The organism is Rhizobium sp. NXC14 (genome assembly GCF_002117485.1).
Lineage (GTDB): Bacteria > Pseudomonadota > Alphaproteobacteria > Rhizobiales > Rhizobiaceae > Rhizobium.
Map to the genome: position 1 here is coordinate 2,929,459 of NZ_CP021030.1, position 16,703 is coordinate 2,946,161.

The window sequence follows — 16,703 nt, forward strand, 5'->3', positions numbered from 1 at the left end:
ATCGCCTCATGCTAAAGCGTCAATCGCTCCCAGCTTTCGTCCATCTGATTGCGGAACCAGGTCATTTGCCGCTTGGCATATTGCCGTGTCGCCGCAGCCCCCTTCTCCAGCACCTCATCGCGGGTCATCTCGCCCTTCAGCATCGCCGCGATCTGCGACACACCGATGGCCTTCATGACGGGCGCCTCGGCCGGTAGGTCGAGCGCAAGCAGCGCCTTCACCTCGTCTTCCGCACCCTGTTGCAGCATCTTTTCGAAACGGCCATTGATGCGAGCATGCAGCACCGCCCGGTCCGGGAGAACGACTATCTTGCGGGCCTCGTCGGCATCGATCACCACAGGCCCGGACCGGACCTGGAAATCGGCGATCGAGCGTCCCGTCGCTTTGATTACCTCCAGCGCCCGGACGATGCGCTGACCGTCCTGGCGGTTGAGGCTTGCCGCCATGGCGGGATCGGCCTCGCAAAGCTCAACGTAAAGCGCATCCGGCCCCTCCTCCACGAGTCGCGTGCGCAAGTCTTCCCGCAGTACTTCCGGTATATCAGGCATCTCGGAGAGACCGCCGGTCAGCGCCTTGAAGTAAAGCCCCGTGCCGCCGACGAAAACCGGTAGCTGCCCGGCGGCCCTGAGGGCCGGCAAAAGCGCCGAGACATCGCGCAGCCAGGCGCCTGTGGAATAGCCGGCCCCCGGCGGCACGTGACCGTAGAGATGATGCGGCACGCCCTGCATCTCCTCTTCCGACGGACGCGCGGTCAGCACCCGCAGCGTATCGTAGACCTGCATGCTGTCGGCATTGACGACCGCGCCGTCATGGCGCTTGGCCAATTCCACGGCAAGGGCGGACTTGCCGCTGGCGGTCGGCCCGGTTATCAGGATCGCGTTCTCTACGCTCAGAAGGTTTTCCATCATGGCCCTCGTTGCCACGCTTGTTGCCAATCCGTCAAATCCTGTGCTTACTCCCAGCATTGCCGAACAAGCGGCCGAGGCAGTAACCGCTTCCGGCCTCTACTGGCTGGCCGACGGCGTTGCCTGCGACATCGCACTGCGCGACGGCGCGGATGCGCAAGCGGCCGAGGCCAATCTTCTCGCCGTCATTTCGAGCGCCCCCATCGACCTCGTCATCCAGGAGCAGGACAGCCGCCGCAAGAAGCTGCTGATCGCCGACATGGATTCGACGATGATCGGCCAGGAATGCATCGACGAACTCGCCGCAGAAGTCGGCCTGAAGGAGAAGGTCGCCGACATCACCGCCCGCGCCATGAATGGCGAGATCGCCTTTGAGCCCGCCCTGCGCGAGCGCGTCGCCCTCTTGAAAGGACTGCCGATCTCGGTTGTCGACGAGGTCATCGCCAAGCGCATCACGCTGACGCCGGGAGGGCCGGAGCTGATCGCCACCATGAAATCGAAAGGTCATTACACCGCCCTCGTCTCCGGCGGCTTCACCGTCTTTACCAGCCGCATCGCCGCCACTCTTGGCTTCGACGAAAACCGCGCCAATACGCTGCTGGACGAGGATGGCATTCTCTCCGGCTTCGTCGCCGAACCTATCCTCGGCAAGCAGGCAAAGGTGGATGCGCTGAACGAGATTTCAGCAAGCCTCGGCATTTCGCCACAGGAGGCAATCGCCGTCGGCGACGGCGCCAATGATCTCGGCATGCTGCAACTCGCCGGCTCCGGCGTCGCCCTTCACGCCAAGCCCACTGTCGCCGCTCAGGCGCGGATGCGCATCAATCACGCCGACCTGACGGCACTTCTTTATATCCAGGGTTATCGGAAGACCGATTTCGTGATGGGCTAAGAAGGCCGAAACGCCCCTCCTCCCGCATTCCTGCGCTCGTCACAGGAATGCGGGAGGAGTGGAGCGAGAACAGGAAGGCGGCACCTAGTCGCCACCGCCGCAGTTCTCCTATTCCATCGGCACCGCAACGAACCGCAGATCGCCGTTTGCCGATGCGATCATCAGCTGGGCGTTGCGGCGCCCTTCCTGTTTCAGCGATTTCACCTTGGCCGCGACCGCATCCGGGGATTTCATGAACTCCTGTGCCACCTCGACGATAACGTCCCCTGGCTTCAACCCCTTTTCGGCCGAGGCGGAGCCGGCCTCCACCTCCGTCACGACGACGCCGTCGACGCTTTCGGCGATGCCGAAAGCCTTGCGTGTTTCGGGACTGAGGAGCGACAGCGACAAACCGAGCACGTTCTTCGGCATGGCCGCATCCGGCGATACCTGGCCCTGTTGGTGCTGGTCCGGCGCCGGTGTGCCCGGTGCGGGCGCTGCCTGATCGCCAGTATCCGGCTGATCCATATCGTCGTTTTCGTCGGGATCAGGGGTGATCACGCCATCCGGCGCTGCATCGCCGGATGCCGCCTGATCGCTGTCTTCGAGCCGGCCGAGCTTCACCTTGACGGTCTGCTCCTTGCCGTCGCGCAGCACCACGACGTCGACTTCTTTTCCGACCGTGCTTTCCGCCACGACGCGCGGCAGGTCGCGCATTTCATTGACCGCCTTGCCGTCGAATTTCAGAATGACGTCGCCCGCCTTGATCGAGCCGTCGTCGACGGGACCGCCCTTGATGACGCCGGCGACCAGCGCGCCCTTGGCGGTGTCGAGCCCGAGACTGTCGGCGATGTCGTCGGTCACCGGCTGGATGCGCACGCCGAGCCAGCCGCGCCGCGTCTCGCCATACTGGCGCAACTGCTCGACGACGCCGGAAGCAAGTTCGGACGGTACCGAGAAGCCGATGCCGATCGAGCCGCCGCTCGGCGAGATGATCGCCGTGTTGATGCCGATCACTTCACCCTTCATGTTGAAGAGCGGCCCCCCGGAATTGCCCTTGTTGATCGCCGCATCCGTCTGGATGAAGTTGTCGTAGGGGCCGGCATTGATGTTGCGGCCGCGCCCGGAAATGATGCCGACCGTCACCGAACCGCCGAAGCCGAATGGATTGCCGATCGCCATGACCCAGTCGCCGATGCGCATCTCGCTGGAGTCGCCGAATTTCACCGATTTCAGCGGTGTCTTCGGCTCGACCTTCAACACGGAAAGATCGGTCTTCGTATCCGTGCCGATCAGCTTCGCCTTGAGCTTCGAGCCGTTGGCGAAATTGACCTCGATGTCGTCGGCGCCCTCGATCACATGGTTGTTGGTCACGATATAGCCGGCCGGATCGATGACGAAACCGGATCCAAGCGAGCTGACATTATGGTTGGGGCCCTTGTTGCCCTGCTGTTTGTTGAAGAAGTCGTTGAAGAATTCCTGGAATGGTGACCCGTCAGGGGCACGCGGCGCCGGGCCGACCCCTTCGTCATCCTTCACATTCTGCGAGGTCGAGATATTGACCACAGCATCGAGCAACCCTTCTGCGAGATCGGCAACGGAAGCCGGACCGTTGGTCGGCATGACGGTCTGAACCGGTGGCGTCTGCTGCGGCGTGGTAGATGCAGGTGGTGTGGGAGCAGCCGGAACAGGCGCGGCAACCCCGGGCGCTGCTGTTTCAGGCGTGGTTTGCGCAAAAGCCACCCCGCTCACGCCGGCTTGCGCCAGGATGGTGGCGCTGGCCAGAAGCGCGAGCGTTCGTCTGAAGGGCAAGCGAATCGTCGGGGCCATCAAGCTTCCTCATAAGGCGTAAATGCGCATATTCAGCACCAGCATAAGGCGGAATGATGGAGGGTGAAATCACCTTTTCGCGAAATCCCCGTGCAATCTGACGGACCATCACAAAAGCCCGGCCTTACCTCTTGAAATCGAAAGGGCCGGCGCTGGGCCGACCCTTTCTCGATCTTGGAGGGAAACAGATCCCGGCGCTTTCAGTTCGCCGGCTGGGCTGGCGCCGGAGCGGTTGTTCCGGGCGTTGCGGGAGCCGACGCAGCCGGGCTCGCCGGCGCGGCGCCGGCGGCGTTGTTGAAATAGCGGAAGAATTCCGAATCCGGCGACAGAACCAGCGTTGTGTCCTGCGACGAAAGCGTCGCCGCATAGGCCGCCATCGAGCGGTAAAACTCGAAGAAACCCGGGTCCCTTGAGAATGCCTCGGCGAAGACGCGGTTGCGTTCGGCATCGCCCTGGCCACGCAGGATCTCGGAGTCGCGTTGTGCGCCGGCGGTCAGCTCAACGACCTGGCGGTCGGCGATGGCGCGGCGGCGCTGGCCTTCCTCAGTGCCCTGCGCCCGCAGCAGTTCGGCTTCCGCCAGTCGCTCGGCCCGCATGCGGTTGTAGGTGCGCTCGGAAACATCCTGAGTGAGGTCCGTCCGGCTGATGCGCACGTCGTCGAGCGTGATTCCGAGCGTCTCCGCATCGGCTTGCAGTTCGTTGCGAACCTCGAGCATCATCGCCACGCGTTCCCGGGAGAGCGCGGCTTCGATGCTGCGCACGCCGTAGACCCTGCGCAAAGCGGAATCGAGGCGGGTACGAAGCCGCGCTTCTGCCGCCTCCCTGTCGCCCGAAACGGTTTCGCGGAAGCGGCGCGCGTCATTGATACGGTAGATGAGGAAGGCATTTACCTCATAAAATGCGCCGCCGGAAACCTGGACACGGATATTGTCAAGATCGAAGCGGAGTTCCTGCTTCGGCACGTATTGCACCCTGTCGGCATCGGCAAAAGCGAAAGGCAGCTTGAAATAGATGCCAGGGTCAGTCTTGACCGACTGGATTTCACCGAAGCGAACGACGATGGCCTGTTCGCGGGCACTCACCACGAAGACCGAGGAATAGATCCCGACCAGCACGACCGCCAGGAGGATCAGAATTACCGGAAGTCTGTTCGACATGGGTCTCAGCCTCCCTGCTGCTGTTGTTGCTGCGTCGGCCTGCCGACCTCATTGAGAGGCAGATAAGGCACGGCGCCCGCCTTTTGGTCTATGATCACTTTTTTGGAACCCTTCAGCACCTGTTCCATCGTTTCCAGGAACAGCCGCTCCCGCGTCACGTCAGGAGCCTTGGAATATTCGTCGTAGATCGAAACGAAGCGTTGCGCTTCACCTTCAGCCTCCTTGACGATCCGGTCCTTATAGGCCGCTGCGGCTTCGCGGATGCGGGCCGCGTCACCGCGGGCCTGGCCGAGCTTCTGATTGGCGTACTGGTTCGCTTCCTCCACGAGGCGCTGCTTGTCCTGATCGGCACGCTGCACTTCCTCGAAGGCATCGGCCACGTCGCGCGGCGGTGCGACGTCCTCGATCGTCACGCGGTTGATCGCAATGCCGGCGCCATAGCGATCCATCGTATCCTGGATGATGTTGCGCACTTCGGTTTCGATCGGTCCGCGATTGTCACGGAAGGCATCTTGTGCCGGGCGCCGGCCGACGATTTCGCGCATGGCGCTTTCTGAAACCTGCTGCAGCGTTTCAGCCGGATTTTCGAGACGGAAAAGATAGGATTTCGGATCATTGATCGTGTAGAGCACGGAGAACTGCACGTTGACGATGTTCTGGTCGCCGGAAAGCATCAGTCCAGCCGTCGAATTGCTGTTGTTGCGTCCGCCGATATTCTGCTGCTGCTCGGTCACCTTCACGATCTCGACCGCGTCCATCGGCCAGATGCGGAAATGCAGGCCGGGCATGGAAATCTCTTCTCTCGGCTTGCCGAAGCGCAGCTCGACGCCACGTTCGTCCGGCTGGACGGTGTAGACGCACTGGATCAGCCAGAAAACAGCGACGATCGCCACGACGATCGCCGCCACGCCACCATTGAAACCGCCGGGAACGATATTGCGCAGCTGATCCTGACCGCGCCGGATGATGTCTTCCAGATCAGGCGGTCCGCCCTTGCCGCCACGTGGGCGGTTCGGCCCTTGGCCCCATGGTCCCTGATTGTTACCGCCGCCGCCCCAAGGGCCGCCGCCGCCATTCTGATTGCTCCAGGGCATCAAAACCTCGTTGTTCGTTAAGTCTTCCCCGCATTCGGGACCGTGGGGGCTGACCGGCCGATGCGTTGGTGACCGTTATAGGTATCGCCGCACCGGCTTTCAACGCAGCGTGAGAAACTTGGTCAATTTAATTGGAAAATAGTTCGTTTTCAGGCGCGACGGCGTTCATAGACGACGTAGCGCGTGGGGTAGCTGTCCTTCTCGCCAGCGGGCACGGCGACTACCTCCCCCGCCTGCCAGACGCCCGCATCAATCGCCGGAAAAAACGCGTCGCCGTCAAGATCGGCCTCGACATGCGTAATGCATAGCCGATCGGCAAGATCGATGGCCTGAGCATAGATCTGCCCGCCGCCGATGATGCAGATTTCGCCGGCCCCGGTTTGCAGCGCCAATCTGTCGGCAGCGTCGATCGCCTCGGTCAGCGAATGGGCCATGCCGACATCGGGGTGTTCGATCGCTGCTCGTCGCGAAATGACCACGTTCGGCCGCCCCGGCAGCGGCTTGCCGATCGAGTCATAGGTCTTGCGGCCCATCACGACAGGCTTGCCAAGCGTCAGCGCCTTAAAGCGCTTGAGATCGCTCGATAGCCGCCATGGCATGTCGCCTTCCCGGCCGATGGTCCCGTTGCGTGCGACGGCGGCGATGATGGTCCTGCGGATTTCAGCCATGAAAAGTCCCGGCTCAGACGGCGATCGGCGCCTTGATATTGGCATCGGCCTCATAGCCGATCAGCTCGAAATCCTCGAACCTGAACCCGAAGATATCCTTCACTTCAGGATTGATCCGCATGAAGGGCAGCGGCTTTGGCCGACGCGTCAGCTGCAGCTTCGCCTGGTCGAAATGATTGTGATAGAGATGCGCGTCGCCGAGGGTATGGACGAAATCGCCCCCTTTGAGCCCCGTCACCTGGGCCACCATCATCGTCAAAAGCGCATAGGAGGCGATGTTGAAGGGCACGCCAAGGAAAATATCGGCGGAGCGCTGGTACAACTGGCAGGAGAGTTTGCCGTCGGCCACGTAGAACTGAAACAGGCAATGGCAGGGCGGCAGCGCCATCTGGTCGACCTCGGCCGGATTCCAGGCTGAGACGATGTGGCGGCGTGAGTTCGGATTGTTGACGATACCTTTGACGAGATTGGCGATCTGGTCGATATGGCCACCGTCCGGTGCCGGCCAGGAGCGCCACTGGGCACCGTAGACCGGCCCGAGATCGCCGTTCTCGTCGGCCCACTCATCCCAGATCGAGACGCCGTTCTCCTTGAGATAGCGGATATTCGTCTCGCCCTTCAGGAACCATAAAAGCTCGTGGATGATCGAGCGCAGATGCAGCTTCTTCGTCGTCAGGACGGGAAAGCCTTCCTCGAGATCGAAGCGCATCTGGTAGCCGAAGACCGAACGCGTGCCGGTGCCGGTGCGGTCGCCCCGGTCGGAGCCTTTTTCCATCACATGGGTGAGGAGATCGAGATATTGCTGCATGTCGCGCTGATTCCGTTTTCTCCAATTTAAGCCTTCGCTTTGAGGAAACCAATCGCAGGCGGATATTTTCCCGTTCTTTCTGTCGCCCGACTAAAGCTTTTATGACGTTTGCCCTTTCCTTGGACGACGGAAATCACTATATCAGCCCTGCTGGCTCTCGGGCCGGCTATGGCAATAAATGAGCGGTGTAATAAACCTATTGGACCCGGGGGCGGTACCCGGCGCCTCCACCAAAAACCGGCGGTATCAAGGCCGGCTTTTGATGGGGGCGAAATAGGATCGACAAGGGTGTAAAGATCGACTTTTTGCTCGGCATTGTACCGCCGTTATCGGGCTAAAATTGTAGTTGCAAACGACAACTATGCGGAAGCTCGTCTCGCTGCTTAATCGCGGTGTGACACTTCAATCAAAGTCCTAGTGGTTCGCACCTCTAGGCGGGGTCCGAAGGCACCTGGCAACAGAAGCCTTCACCTTCTCCCTCAGACTGAAATCATGTATGCTGATCTATGCGTGACTCGGCTCCGGACTTTCCCAAGGCGCCTGAACGTGCCATAAACCTTGTGAAAAGACTTCAGAACCGACGAAAGACAGGAAAAGCATGGGGCAGGATCATATCCGCTACGACATTCTGGCGCAGGATGCACTTCGCGGCGTCATCCGCAAGGTTTTGGCGGAGGTAGCAACGACGGGTCGTCTGCCCGGCGACCACCACTTCTTCATCACCTTCCTCACGGGTGCCGCCGGCGTGCGCATCTCCCAGCACCTGAAGTCCAAATATCCCGAGCAGATGACTATCGTCATCCAGCATCAGTTCTGGGATCTCAAGATCACCGAAACGCATTTCGAAATTGGCCTTTCCTTCTCCGACGTTCCGGAGAAGCTGGTCATACCGTTCAATGCGATCCGCGGCTTCTATGATCCCTCGGTCAATTTCGAGCTCGAATTCGACGTGCCGCTCGCCGACGGCGAGGAACTGCCGTCCGGTGAGATCACCGCCTATCCCGTCGACGCGGCAGGAAAGTCCGATGAAGCCGCCGGCGCAAAAACGGCCGACGGCGAAGAGAAAAAACCTGGCTCCGTCGTCTCGCTCGACTCCTTCCGCAAGAAGCAGTGATTTCAAAGGGAGGCCGAGCCTCCCTTTTTTCATAAGGATCAAGCCTCGCGCATGAGCGCCGAAATCATCAATCTGCGTCAGTTTCGCAAAAAGCAGGCCCGCTCCGAAAAGGAGAAGCAGGCCGAGCAGAACCGTATTTCCTTCGGCCGCACCAAGGCCGAAAAGCAGCTCACCCGCACTCTGAACGAGAAGGCCGACAAGGCTCACCGCGATGGCCGGATCGAGACGGATGACGACGGCGCATGAAGCTTCACGCAAAGCTTGAAGAGCCGGAAACGAATCGGCGATCAGCCACTTGCGCGATTTCCTTGAATCGATCCTCCAAGCCGATTGCGATGTGAACCGGCTGATGATCCGCAAGCACTCGGCGACACTGCATGACCATCGCACCAGCTTTTCGCTGGAAGATGAATTCTGGGCCGATCTGAAGACGATTGCGGCAAGCCGTTCCATGTCGCTTGCCGCCCTGATTTCCGAGATCGACGACCACCGCCCCCCGGACAGCAACCTGTCCTCAGCGCTGCGGCTCCATGTGCTTTCGTGGGCGAAGGCCGGCTGTGGCCGCCGGCCGTGACGCCGGGAATTCAAATAAAAATCTGAAATATCAGGCGACGCAAACCCCGCGCGTCTTCATTGCGCCTGAATGCCCGGCAGATGGTCGAAATCGAGCTGACCGGGCTGCATCTGCCCGGAGCGCCGGGCCGCCTCCGCCTCGGCAGCCGCCCTCGCCTGCGCATCAGCCTTGGCTTTTGCCTCCGCACGTGCGGCCTCCGCCTCGGCAGCAGCCTTCTGCGCAGCCGCCTCCTGCGCCAGTCTTCGCAGCCGCTCTTCCTCCGCCTGCCGTTGCCGTTCGATTTCGGCCGCTCTGACGCGCTCGGCGCCATTGAAACGATAGAGCGCCACCTCGCGGCGCAGGCGCTGCTTTTCGAGCACGATCGCCTGCAGCCGCTCGACCCGCCGCCGCTCGCGCTCAAAAGCACGCAGCGACAGGTAGCTGGTGATATCGGTCACGTCCATCGTCTTGCCGGGTGACGGCAACATGCCGGAAAAGTTCAGCCGTAGCGCCGGTTCGACACCAGGAAGCGCCTCCGCGCCTGGATTGAGGCCGATACCGACCGTCGCGCTGATCCGCTGCTCCGGCAAGGCGATCTGCGCGTCGGCGGTAACCCGGGCCAGATCGTTGGCCACGGTCACATTCTGCACCCTGAGCGTCCCGTCGGTGACGTTGAAGGGTATTCCGAGCGGCGGCAGCTTCGCCTCGCCGTTATTGAGCAACGTCTCGACGATCGGATGCACCTTGCCGGCGTTGATCTGTTCCTGCATTGGGTCGGTGGCGGCAAGCAGCGGCGGAAGAATGGCAAGGTTCAGTCCGCGTATGCTCATATCGCCGAGTCTCAGCTCCCCCGAACCATTGAGCGAGCTGGCGATCTCACTGATCGTCTTGCCCGAGGCCTCCATCGACAGCGACAATCCGAACTTGCCGTTGGCGACCGGCGCGCCGTCACGCAGCCAGATGACCCCGGCGAGATCGGAATCGGCAAGCGCCAGCTTCGTCTGCAGGAAACCGGTGCCGTCGGCATTGGTGAAGAGAAGATTGCCGGTGAGCTTGCCGCCTTCCCAGTTGCCGGCCATGTCGTTGAGCTGCAACTCGTCGCCCTTATAGGCGACGTTGCTGGTGAAATCGGACACGGCCGTTTCCGGCAGGCCGGGCCAGAATTCCTTGGCCGACAGCTTCACCCTGACGTCCAGATCCTTGAAGGTGGGCAGGCCCAGCGGCGCCTTCGACAGCGTGCCGCTGGCGGGATCGACGATCTGGCCGAACACCGCCTCGCCGAGCCAGCCGGCATCTGCCTTGGCAAGCGTCAGCTCGCCGCTCGCCGTTGTCTTCGCAGCCTTGCGATCGAATGTCAGCGCACCGGAAAACGCGTTGTCGGCCGCATGTCCCTTGAGATCGGACAAAACGATCTTGTCGCTATCGACGGCGGCATTGACCTGCAGGCCGAGCGGCAACCCCGTTCCGGTCTGCGGCAGGGCAATACCGTTCATGATGAGATAAGGGTCGATATCGGCGCTGTCGAGCGAAAGCGCGATCTGGCCATTCATGAAGCTCTCCGGCCGCACGTCAACCTTGCCCTTTGCGGTAAACGAGGTCCGGTCGGTCGCAAAGGTCAGCGCCGCATCGGCAGGATCGTTGCCCGACGCCTTAACCTTGAGGGTCAGGCGGCCATTCGCGCCGACATCGACCGGCAGCGGGTCGAGCCCGGCCTGACCGAACAGGATTGATGGCACGGCGTTTTCGAGCGTCGCCTCAAGGCTCGTCGTGCCGTTGCCGGTCAGCGCCAGGAGATCGGACATGCGGTAATCGAGGTTGACCCGGCTGCCGTTCGAGACGCCGGCCAGCGTCACTGTCATCGCATCGCCCTCGTCGCCGCCGAGCGTCAGCGCACCGCGCAACGCCGTATTGCCGTACCAGCCGGCATTGCGCACCAGCCGATCGAGCACGGGATGGTGCGGAAGATGCTCGCGCAGCATGGTGAAGAAACCGCCGGGATCGGCCGATTTGAAGGTGATCTCACCCGCACCCTTATAGTCGAGCAGCGAGCCTTCTGCCCGGCCGGTCGCCGTCAGCTCGGCGCCCGCGAGATTCTTGACTGACAGCCGGTCGACCGCAAGCGCCCCGTCGGCAATCGTGAAGGTGGTCTCGACATTCTCGGCGTCAACCCCGAAGGCGGTGAACCTGTCGGCCTTGAGCTGCGCGGCGATCTTATGGTCGAGGACATTGTCGCCGCTCTCCTGGCCGGTCGCGAGACCGGCCAGCGCCTGCAGCGCGTCAAGATCGAGCGTGTCGCCATTCAGCGCCACCGACAGCGTCGGCGTCTGGCCGGAGATCGCCTGCCGTTCCAGCCGGCCCTTCAGCGTCGCCGATCCGATGGCGATTTCGAGATTTTCGAAACGCTGCAATTCATGAGTCAGGCTGACATTGGCGGAAAAACCCGCCTGCCGCAATTGGCGGATGGCCGGGTCGACCGAGCCGGCCAGCCAGGAGGCTAGCCCCGTTGGCTGGTTCGAGGCAACCACGATCTGGCCGTTGAACGAGGGGTCTCCCTGAAGCAGGAGCTTGCCCTTGCCTTCCACCTGCGTGCGCCCCGGCAGCGTGCCGACGGCGCTGTCGATCATCCAGCCGGTACCGGCCGGCTCCAGCTCCAGTTGCACATCGCGTAGCGTTGTGTCGCCGGCAACGATGGCCGGCAGTTTGACGCTTGCCTTGCCGGGCACCTGCGGGATCGGCACCTGCGCGACGATATCGATCAGAGAATTCAACCGTTGGCGCGCCGAAACCGCGGCATCCCGCGTCGTCTTGCCGGCCGCGCCCTGATTGCCGATGCGGTTCACGTCTATCTGCTGCCCGTCGGCGGTCAACAAGAACTCAGGCGCGTTGCCGGTATCGAGTGTCGCTTCCCCGGTTATCACATAGGGATCGTCCGTCGGGCCGATCTCCATCCGGTATTCGGGAATGCGGATACGTTCGTTGGTAAGCTCGAAGCGGCCCTTGAGCCTCGGCGGCTGCTCGTTCTTGTTGGCCGACCTGGCGCTGTTGCGGTTTTCGATCGCCGCCGAAAGCTGGCCCTGATAGTTCGGCTTGCGGTCGACCAGCTTCAGTTCGCCGTCGAGATCGATACTGACCGGATGTTTGTCCGGCGACAGCTTCGTGCGCATGCGCAGCACGCCCTTCTCGTCCGGCTGGCTGCTCGAAACCGAGAAATTGCCGTGTTCGCCGTCGAGGGCCGCATCGCCCTCGACGCGCCAGGGGCCGGCGAGCGATTTGGCCGACATCTCCGCATTCAGGCCAGTGATACGGCGCGCCCGGCCCGACTGGTCGTCAAGGAAATCGACTTCGCCGCCGCTGACATGCACATTTTCCAGAACGACTGTTTTGGCCGGTATTTCGGCGCGGCTGCCGCGCATCCAGTCGAGTGTGCCGTCCTTGAGCAATCTGAGGCGCACCTTCGGATTGACGACGCGCATATCAAAGATCAGCGCCTCGCCCGACAGGAAAGGCGCAAGCTCGGCATCCATGGAAAATTGTTCGACCTTGACGATCGGCGTGCCGTCAGCCTCCTGACCGACACGCACGTCATGCAGCGTCACCGACGGAAACGGCAACAGACGGGCATCCACCGTGCCGTGGACGGTGACTTTCTTACCGATGATGCGGCTTGCCTGATCCTCGAAGTTCTTCCGGAAATCCGTCCAGTCGATGAACAACGGCGCAAGCAGCGCCACAAACAGCACTACGACGATCACTCCCCCCAGAAAGACGAGGAACCGGCCTACCAATGCAAGGATTCTCCATTCGGGATTGTGTTGCCGACACTGTTCAGGGTTCTGTTGTCGACACTAGCGCTATTCATGCGATGGGCAAGGCCCAAGTTCATGAGAATATTCCGTTTTCAGCCTTGGTGGAAAATCTTGCCGGGATTGAAGATGCCGTCCGGATCGAGCGCCTGCTTCACCTGTCGCATCAGATCCACCGAGCCTCCGAGCTCCTGCTCCAGAAAGGCCATCTTGCCTTGCCCGATGCCGTGCTCCCCGGTGCATGTTCCGTCCATATCGAGTGCCCGGCGGTTGAGCCGCTCAACGAAGCTCTCGGCCCTGGCTATGTCTCCGGCGCTTTTGTCATCGAACAACAGCAGCACATGGAAATTCCCGTCGCCGGCGTGGCCGACGATAGGGCCGAGCAGCCCATGTTCCTCGATATCCGCCTGCGTTTCGGAAACGCAATCGGCAAGCCTCGATATCGGAACACAAACATCGGTCGAAAGTGCGGCAAGCCCCGGCGCCAGCGCCCTCGCGGAAAAGTATGCGTTATGACGCGCCTTCCAGAGCTTGGTCCGCTCCTCGGCATTGGCGGTCCACAGAAACTCGCTCCCGCCACATTCAGCCGCAATCTCGGCGAAGGCTGCCGATTGCAGCGGCACGGTCTCGTCTGTGCCGTGGAATTCAAGGAAAAGCGTCGGGCTTTCGGCATAAGACAGCCCGGAATAGGCGTTGCACGCCCGCATCTGCACAGCATCGAGCAGCTCGATGCGGGCCACCGGAATGCCCATCTGGATCGTCATGATGACGGCATCGCAGGCCGCCTTGATGCTCGGAAAGGCGCAGACGCCGCCGGCAATCTTCTGCGGGATCGCCTGCAGGCGCAGCGTCACCGAGGTCAATATGCCGAGCGTGCCCTCGGCGCCGACAAAGAGCCGCGTCAGGTCATAGCCGGCCGAAGACTTGCGGGCGCGCCGCGCCGTGCGGATCTCCTCACCATTGGCGGTGACTGCCGTGACGGCAAGCACATTGTCCTTCATCGTGCCGTAGCGCACCGCATTGGTGCCGGAGGCCCGCGTCGACGCCATGCCTCCGATCGAGGCATTGGCGCCGGGATCGATCGGAAAGAACAGGCCGGTATCGCGCAGATGGACGTTCAGCGCCTCGCGGGTGATACCGGGCTCGACCGTGCAGTCGAGATCCTCCGCATTGACCTCGAGCACCCGGCTCATGCGGCTGAAATCGATCGAAATACCGCCGTTGACGGCATTGACCTGACCTTCCAGCGAGGAACCAGTGCCGAAACCGATCACCGGCACTCTGTGCGCTGCACAGGCCCTGACCGCCATCTTCACATCGTCGGCGCTTTCGGCAAAGAGAACGCCGTCGGGCAGTTGCGGCGGGATATAGGTGGTCGTATGGGCGTGCTGTTCACGGAAGGACTGGCCGGTCTGGAAACGCTCGCCGAAGCTCTGTTTGAGAATACCGAGCACAGCCGATATCCCCGGCTCGTTGCGTGTTCCAGTCTTTGCATCCTTCAGCGCCATCCCATTGATCTCCCTCCCATTCCGCGTGGACGAGACCGCGTCCCGCAGACTACTGCGCAGCACGTCCGTTCAGACGTACATCGACGCTGTAGAACTTTAAAATTGCTGCATAATTTCGTCTTACATCGATTCCGATTTAAGGAGATATGCGGCAGGCTCGGTATGGGGCAAGTCAAAGCGGCTGTCCAGTTAAGATTGGGAAAAGATTTCACTCCCCTTTTGTTGTAGACCAGGAGCCATGGACAGGCCGGGCCGACCGCCTCAGACGATCGGTGGATTGAGGAGCGCAAAGCCCTTCTGCCGTCGATAGAGGAAATAAGGATAAGGCGCCGTCACCGCGCTGACCGCGTCGAGCCTTTCGATCTGATCCTTCGACAGGCTCCAGTCGGCCGCGCCAAGGTTCTGCCTGAGTTGATCTTCGTTGCGGGCGCCGATGATGACGCTCGATACCGTCGGCCGGCCGAGCAGCCAGTTTATCGCGATCTGCGGCACGGTCTTGCCGGTCTCCGCTGCGATCGAATCCAGCACCTCGATGATGTCGAACAGCCTCTCGTCGTCGACAGGCCATACTGGGCCGTCTCGTGCAATCGGCTGGCGGCCGGCAGCGGCTCACCGAGGCGGATCTTGCCAGTCAGCCGCCCCCAGGCGAGCGGGCTCCAGACGAGCGCACCGACACCCTGATCGGAGCCGAGCGGCATCAACTCCCACTCATAGTCGCGCCCCGCCAGCGAATAATAGACCTGATGGGCGACATAACGCGGATAGCCCGAGCGCTCCGCCGCTGCGAGCGACTTCATCAGTTCCCAGCCGGAAAAATTCGAGACGCCGAGATAGCGGATCTTGCCTGCGGCGACGAGACTATCGAGCGTCGACAGCACCTCCTCGACCGGGGTCGAGGCATCAAAGGCGTGAAGCTGCAAAAGGTCGATATAATCGGTCCCGAGCCGACGCAGCGTATCCTCCGTCGCCCGGATCAGCCGCGCCCGCGACGTGCCCCAGTCCTGCGGCCCCTCGCCCATCGGCAGCGCGGTCTTGGTCGAGATCAGCACTGCGTTGCGCCGGCCGCGGATCGCCTGGCCGAGCACCTCTTCGGAAGCGCCGGCCGAATAAACATCGGCCGTATCGAAGAGATTGACGCCGGCTTCGAGGCAGATGTCGACGAACCGCCGAGCCTCTTCGGCATCGGTATTGCCCCAGGCGCCGAACAGCGGACCGCTGCCGCCGAACGTGCCCGCGCCGAAGCTAAGGACCGGCACTCTGAGGCCCGATGCGCCGAGATTTCTGTACTCCATCGATCTGTCTCCTGTGTCTCCTCCGAGATAGACCCGGCACTTCCGTTGATATAGATTGCGAAACAGAACATCATCTGTGACTTGAATTCATCATGGGCCGTCAGGACATCAACCGCTCGGGGGAAATGGAAGTCTTCGTCAGTGTTGTCGAGCGTGGCGGCTTTTCCGCAGCCGCCTCGGCGCGGCGCATGACGCCGTCGGCCGTCAGCAAGCTCGTCGCCCGGCTGGAGGCGCGCCTCGGCGCCCGCCTCGTCAACCGCTCGACCCGCAAGCTGCAACTGACGCCGGAGGGCTGCGCCTTTTATGAGCGCAGCATCGCGATCCTTGCCGATATCGCCGAGGCCGAACGCCAGGCTTCGTCAGGCGAACAGGCCTCGGGCCGCATCCGCATCAACACCAGCGCCTCCTTCGGTAATCATGTGCTGGCGCCGCTCGTGCCTGCCTTCATGGCGCTTCATCCCGCCGTTACGCTCGATATCACCCACACCGACAGGATCGTCGACCTGATGGAAGAGCGCGCCGACGTTGCGATCCGCACCGGCCCCCTGAAGAACTCTAGCCTGATCGCCCGCAAGCTCGGCACCACCGGCAAGCTCATCGTCGCCTCGCCCGATTATCTCAGGCGTCATGGCGAACCGTGTGGCGTTGCCGATCTCAGCTGCCATTGCCGCATCGGCTTTTCCTATGCCCGCGCCGTCGAGGGCTGGCCGCTGCGCGAGGACGGCGAAACGATGACGGTGCCGATCACGCCGGGCGTGCAGGTTGGAGACGGGGAAGCCATGCGCCATCTCGCGCTCTCTGGCGCCGGTCTTGCGCGGCTGGCCGCCTTCACCGTGCGCGCCGATATCGATGCCCGCCGGCTGGTGCCGGTACTGGAAGCCGCCAATCCCGGCGATATCGAAGAATTCTATGCCGTCTATATGGGACAGGGCGGACCGCTGCCGGCGCGTGTGCGCGCCCTGCTCGATTTCCTCGTCCAACATGTTCGACTCAGATGAGATAACAAGGACTTGATGCGGCGGCTTGAATCAAATTCGCATGCTGCCTCGCCGGAAGCCAGATTTCGCAATTGACCGCGCTCGCGGCGCCCGCCTATACCG

General features: G+C 62.0%; 13 protein-coding genes, 1 other RNA gene and 1 pseudogene. 6 read left to right on the forward strand and 9 right to left on the reverse strand.

Features of this window, described 5'->3' with window-relative positions:
- Positions 1 to 11: 11 nt before the first annotated feature.
- Positions 12 to 908 (reverse strand): tRNA (adenosine(37)-N6)-dimethylallyltransferase MiaA, encoded by an 897-nt coding sequence (gene miaA / locus NXC14_RS14510; RefSeq protein ID WP_085778736.1) that lies wholly within the window; start codon positions 906 to 908, stop codon positions 12 to 14.
- Here miaA and serB point away from each other — a divergent pair.
- Positions 907 to 1,797: a phosphoserine phosphatase SerB gene (gene serB, locus NXC14_RS14515; RefSeq protein ID WP_085778737.1), complete on the forward strand. Its 891-nt coding sequence runs from the start codon at positions 907 to 909 to the stop codon at positions 1,795 to 1,797. The genes miaA and serB overlap by 2 nt on opposite strands.
- 108 nt (positions 1,798 to 1,905) lie before the next feature.
- Here the strand turns inward: serB and NXC14_RS14520 are convergent, their stop codons facing one another.
- The 5 genes from NXC14_RS14520 to NXC14_RS14540 form a co-directional block, all read right to left on the reverse strand.
- Entirely contained in the window at positions 1,906 to 3,606 is a 1,701-nt protein-coding gene (locus NXC14_RS14520; protein ID WP_085778738.1) for a DegQ family serine endoprotease, read from the reverse strand.
- A gap of 200 nt (positions 3,607 to 3,806) precedes the next feature.
- Positions 3,807 to 4,763: a protease modulator HflC gene (locus NXC14_RS14525; RefSeq protein ID WP_085778739.1), complete on the reverse strand. Its 957-nt coding sequence runs from the start codon at positions 4,761 to 4,763 to the stop codon at positions 3,807 to 3,809.
- Positions 4,764 to 4,768: 5 nt separating this feature from the next.
- The gene (hflK, locus tag NXC14_RS14530; RefSeq protein ID WP_011426043.1) at positions 4,769 to 5,857 is read right to left on the reverse strand and encodes an FtsH protease activity modulator HflK; all 1,089 of its coding nucleotides are present in this window, start codon (positions 5,855 to 5,857) and stop codon (positions 4,769 to 4,771) included.
- 149 nt (positions 5,858 to 6,006) lie between these two features.
- Positions 6,007 to 6,525, reverse strand: a complete 519-nt coding sequence (locus NXC14_RS14535) for a dihydrofolate reductase (protein WP_085778740.1) — start codon at positions 6,523 to 6,525, stop codon at positions 6,007 to 6,009.
- Between the two features lie 13 nt (positions 6,526 to 6,538).
- The gene (locus NXC14_RS14540; protein ID WP_085778741.1) at positions 6,539 to 7,333 is read right to left on the reverse strand and encodes a thymidylate synthase; all 795 of its coding nucleotides are present in this window, start codon (positions 7,331 to 7,333) and stop codon (positions 6,539 to 6,541) included.
- A 110-nt stretch (positions 7,334 to 7,443) separates the two neighbouring features.
- Between NXC14_RS14540 and ssrA the strand changes: the two genes are divergently transcribed.
- From ssrA to NXC14_RS14560, 4 genes are all read left to right on the forward strand, one after another.
- Positions 7,444 to 7,805: a transfer-messenger RNA gene (gene ssrA / locus NXC14_RS14545) on the forward strand.
- Between the two features lie 126 nt (positions 7,806 to 7,931).
- Positions 7,932 to 8,447 (forward strand): SspB family protein, encoded by a 516-nt coding sequence (locus NXC14_RS14550; protein ID WP_085778742.1) that lies wholly within the window; start codon positions 7,932 to 7,934, stop codon positions 8,445 to 8,447.
- 51 nt (positions 8,448 to 8,498) lie between these two features.
- A complete protein-coding gene (locus NXC14_RS14555) occupies positions 8,499 to 8,693 on the forward strand; it encodes a DUF4169 family protein (protein WP_085778743.1) in 195 nt (64 codons plus the stop codon).
- A gap of 103 nt (positions 8,694 to 8,796) precedes the next feature.
- Positions 8,797 to 9,021, forward strand: a complete 225-nt coding sequence (locus tag NXC14_RS14560) for a ribbon-helix-helix domain-containing protein (RefSeq protein ID WP_085780123.1) — start codon at positions 8,797 to 8,799, stop codon at positions 9,019 to 9,021.
- 56 nt (positions 9,022 to 9,077) lie between these two features.
- On the opposite strand, the gene NXC14_RS14565 is transcribed toward NXC14_RS14560, so the two are convergent.
- The 3 genes and pseudogenes from NXC14_RS14565 to NXC14_RS14575 all read right to left on the reverse strand — a co-directional run bounded on the left by NXC14_RS14565 (position 9,078) and on the right by NXC14_RS14575 (position 15,603).
- A complete protein-coding gene (locus NXC14_RS14565) occupies positions 9,078 to 12,785 on the reverse strand; it encodes an AsmA-like C-terminal region-containing protein (protein ID WP_085778744.1) in 3,708 nt (1,235 codons plus the stop codon).
- 113 nt (positions 12,786 to 12,898) lie between these two features.
- Complete coding sequence (locus NXC14_RS14570) at positions 12,899 to 14,311, reverse strand: FAD-linked oxidase C-terminal domain-containing protein (protein ID WP_085778745.1); 1,413 nt, start codon at positions 14,309 to 14,311, stop codon at positions 12,899 to 12,901.
- Positions 14,312 to 14,572: 261 nt separating this feature from the next.
- A pseudogene (locus NXC14_RS14575) lies at positions 14,573 to 15,603 on the reverse strand (aldo/keto reductase).
- A 92-nt stretch (positions 15,604 to 15,695) separates the two neighbouring features.
- On the opposite strand from NXC14_RS14575, the gene NXC14_RS14580 reads away from it, so the two are divergent.
- Complete coding sequence (locus tag NXC14_RS14580; protein WP_085778746.1) at positions 15,696 to 16,601, forward strand: LysR family transcriptional regulator; 906 nt, start codon at positions 15,696 to 15,698, stop codon at positions 16,599 to 16,601.
- The last annotated feature ends 102 nt before the right edge of the window (positions 16,602 to 16,703 follow it).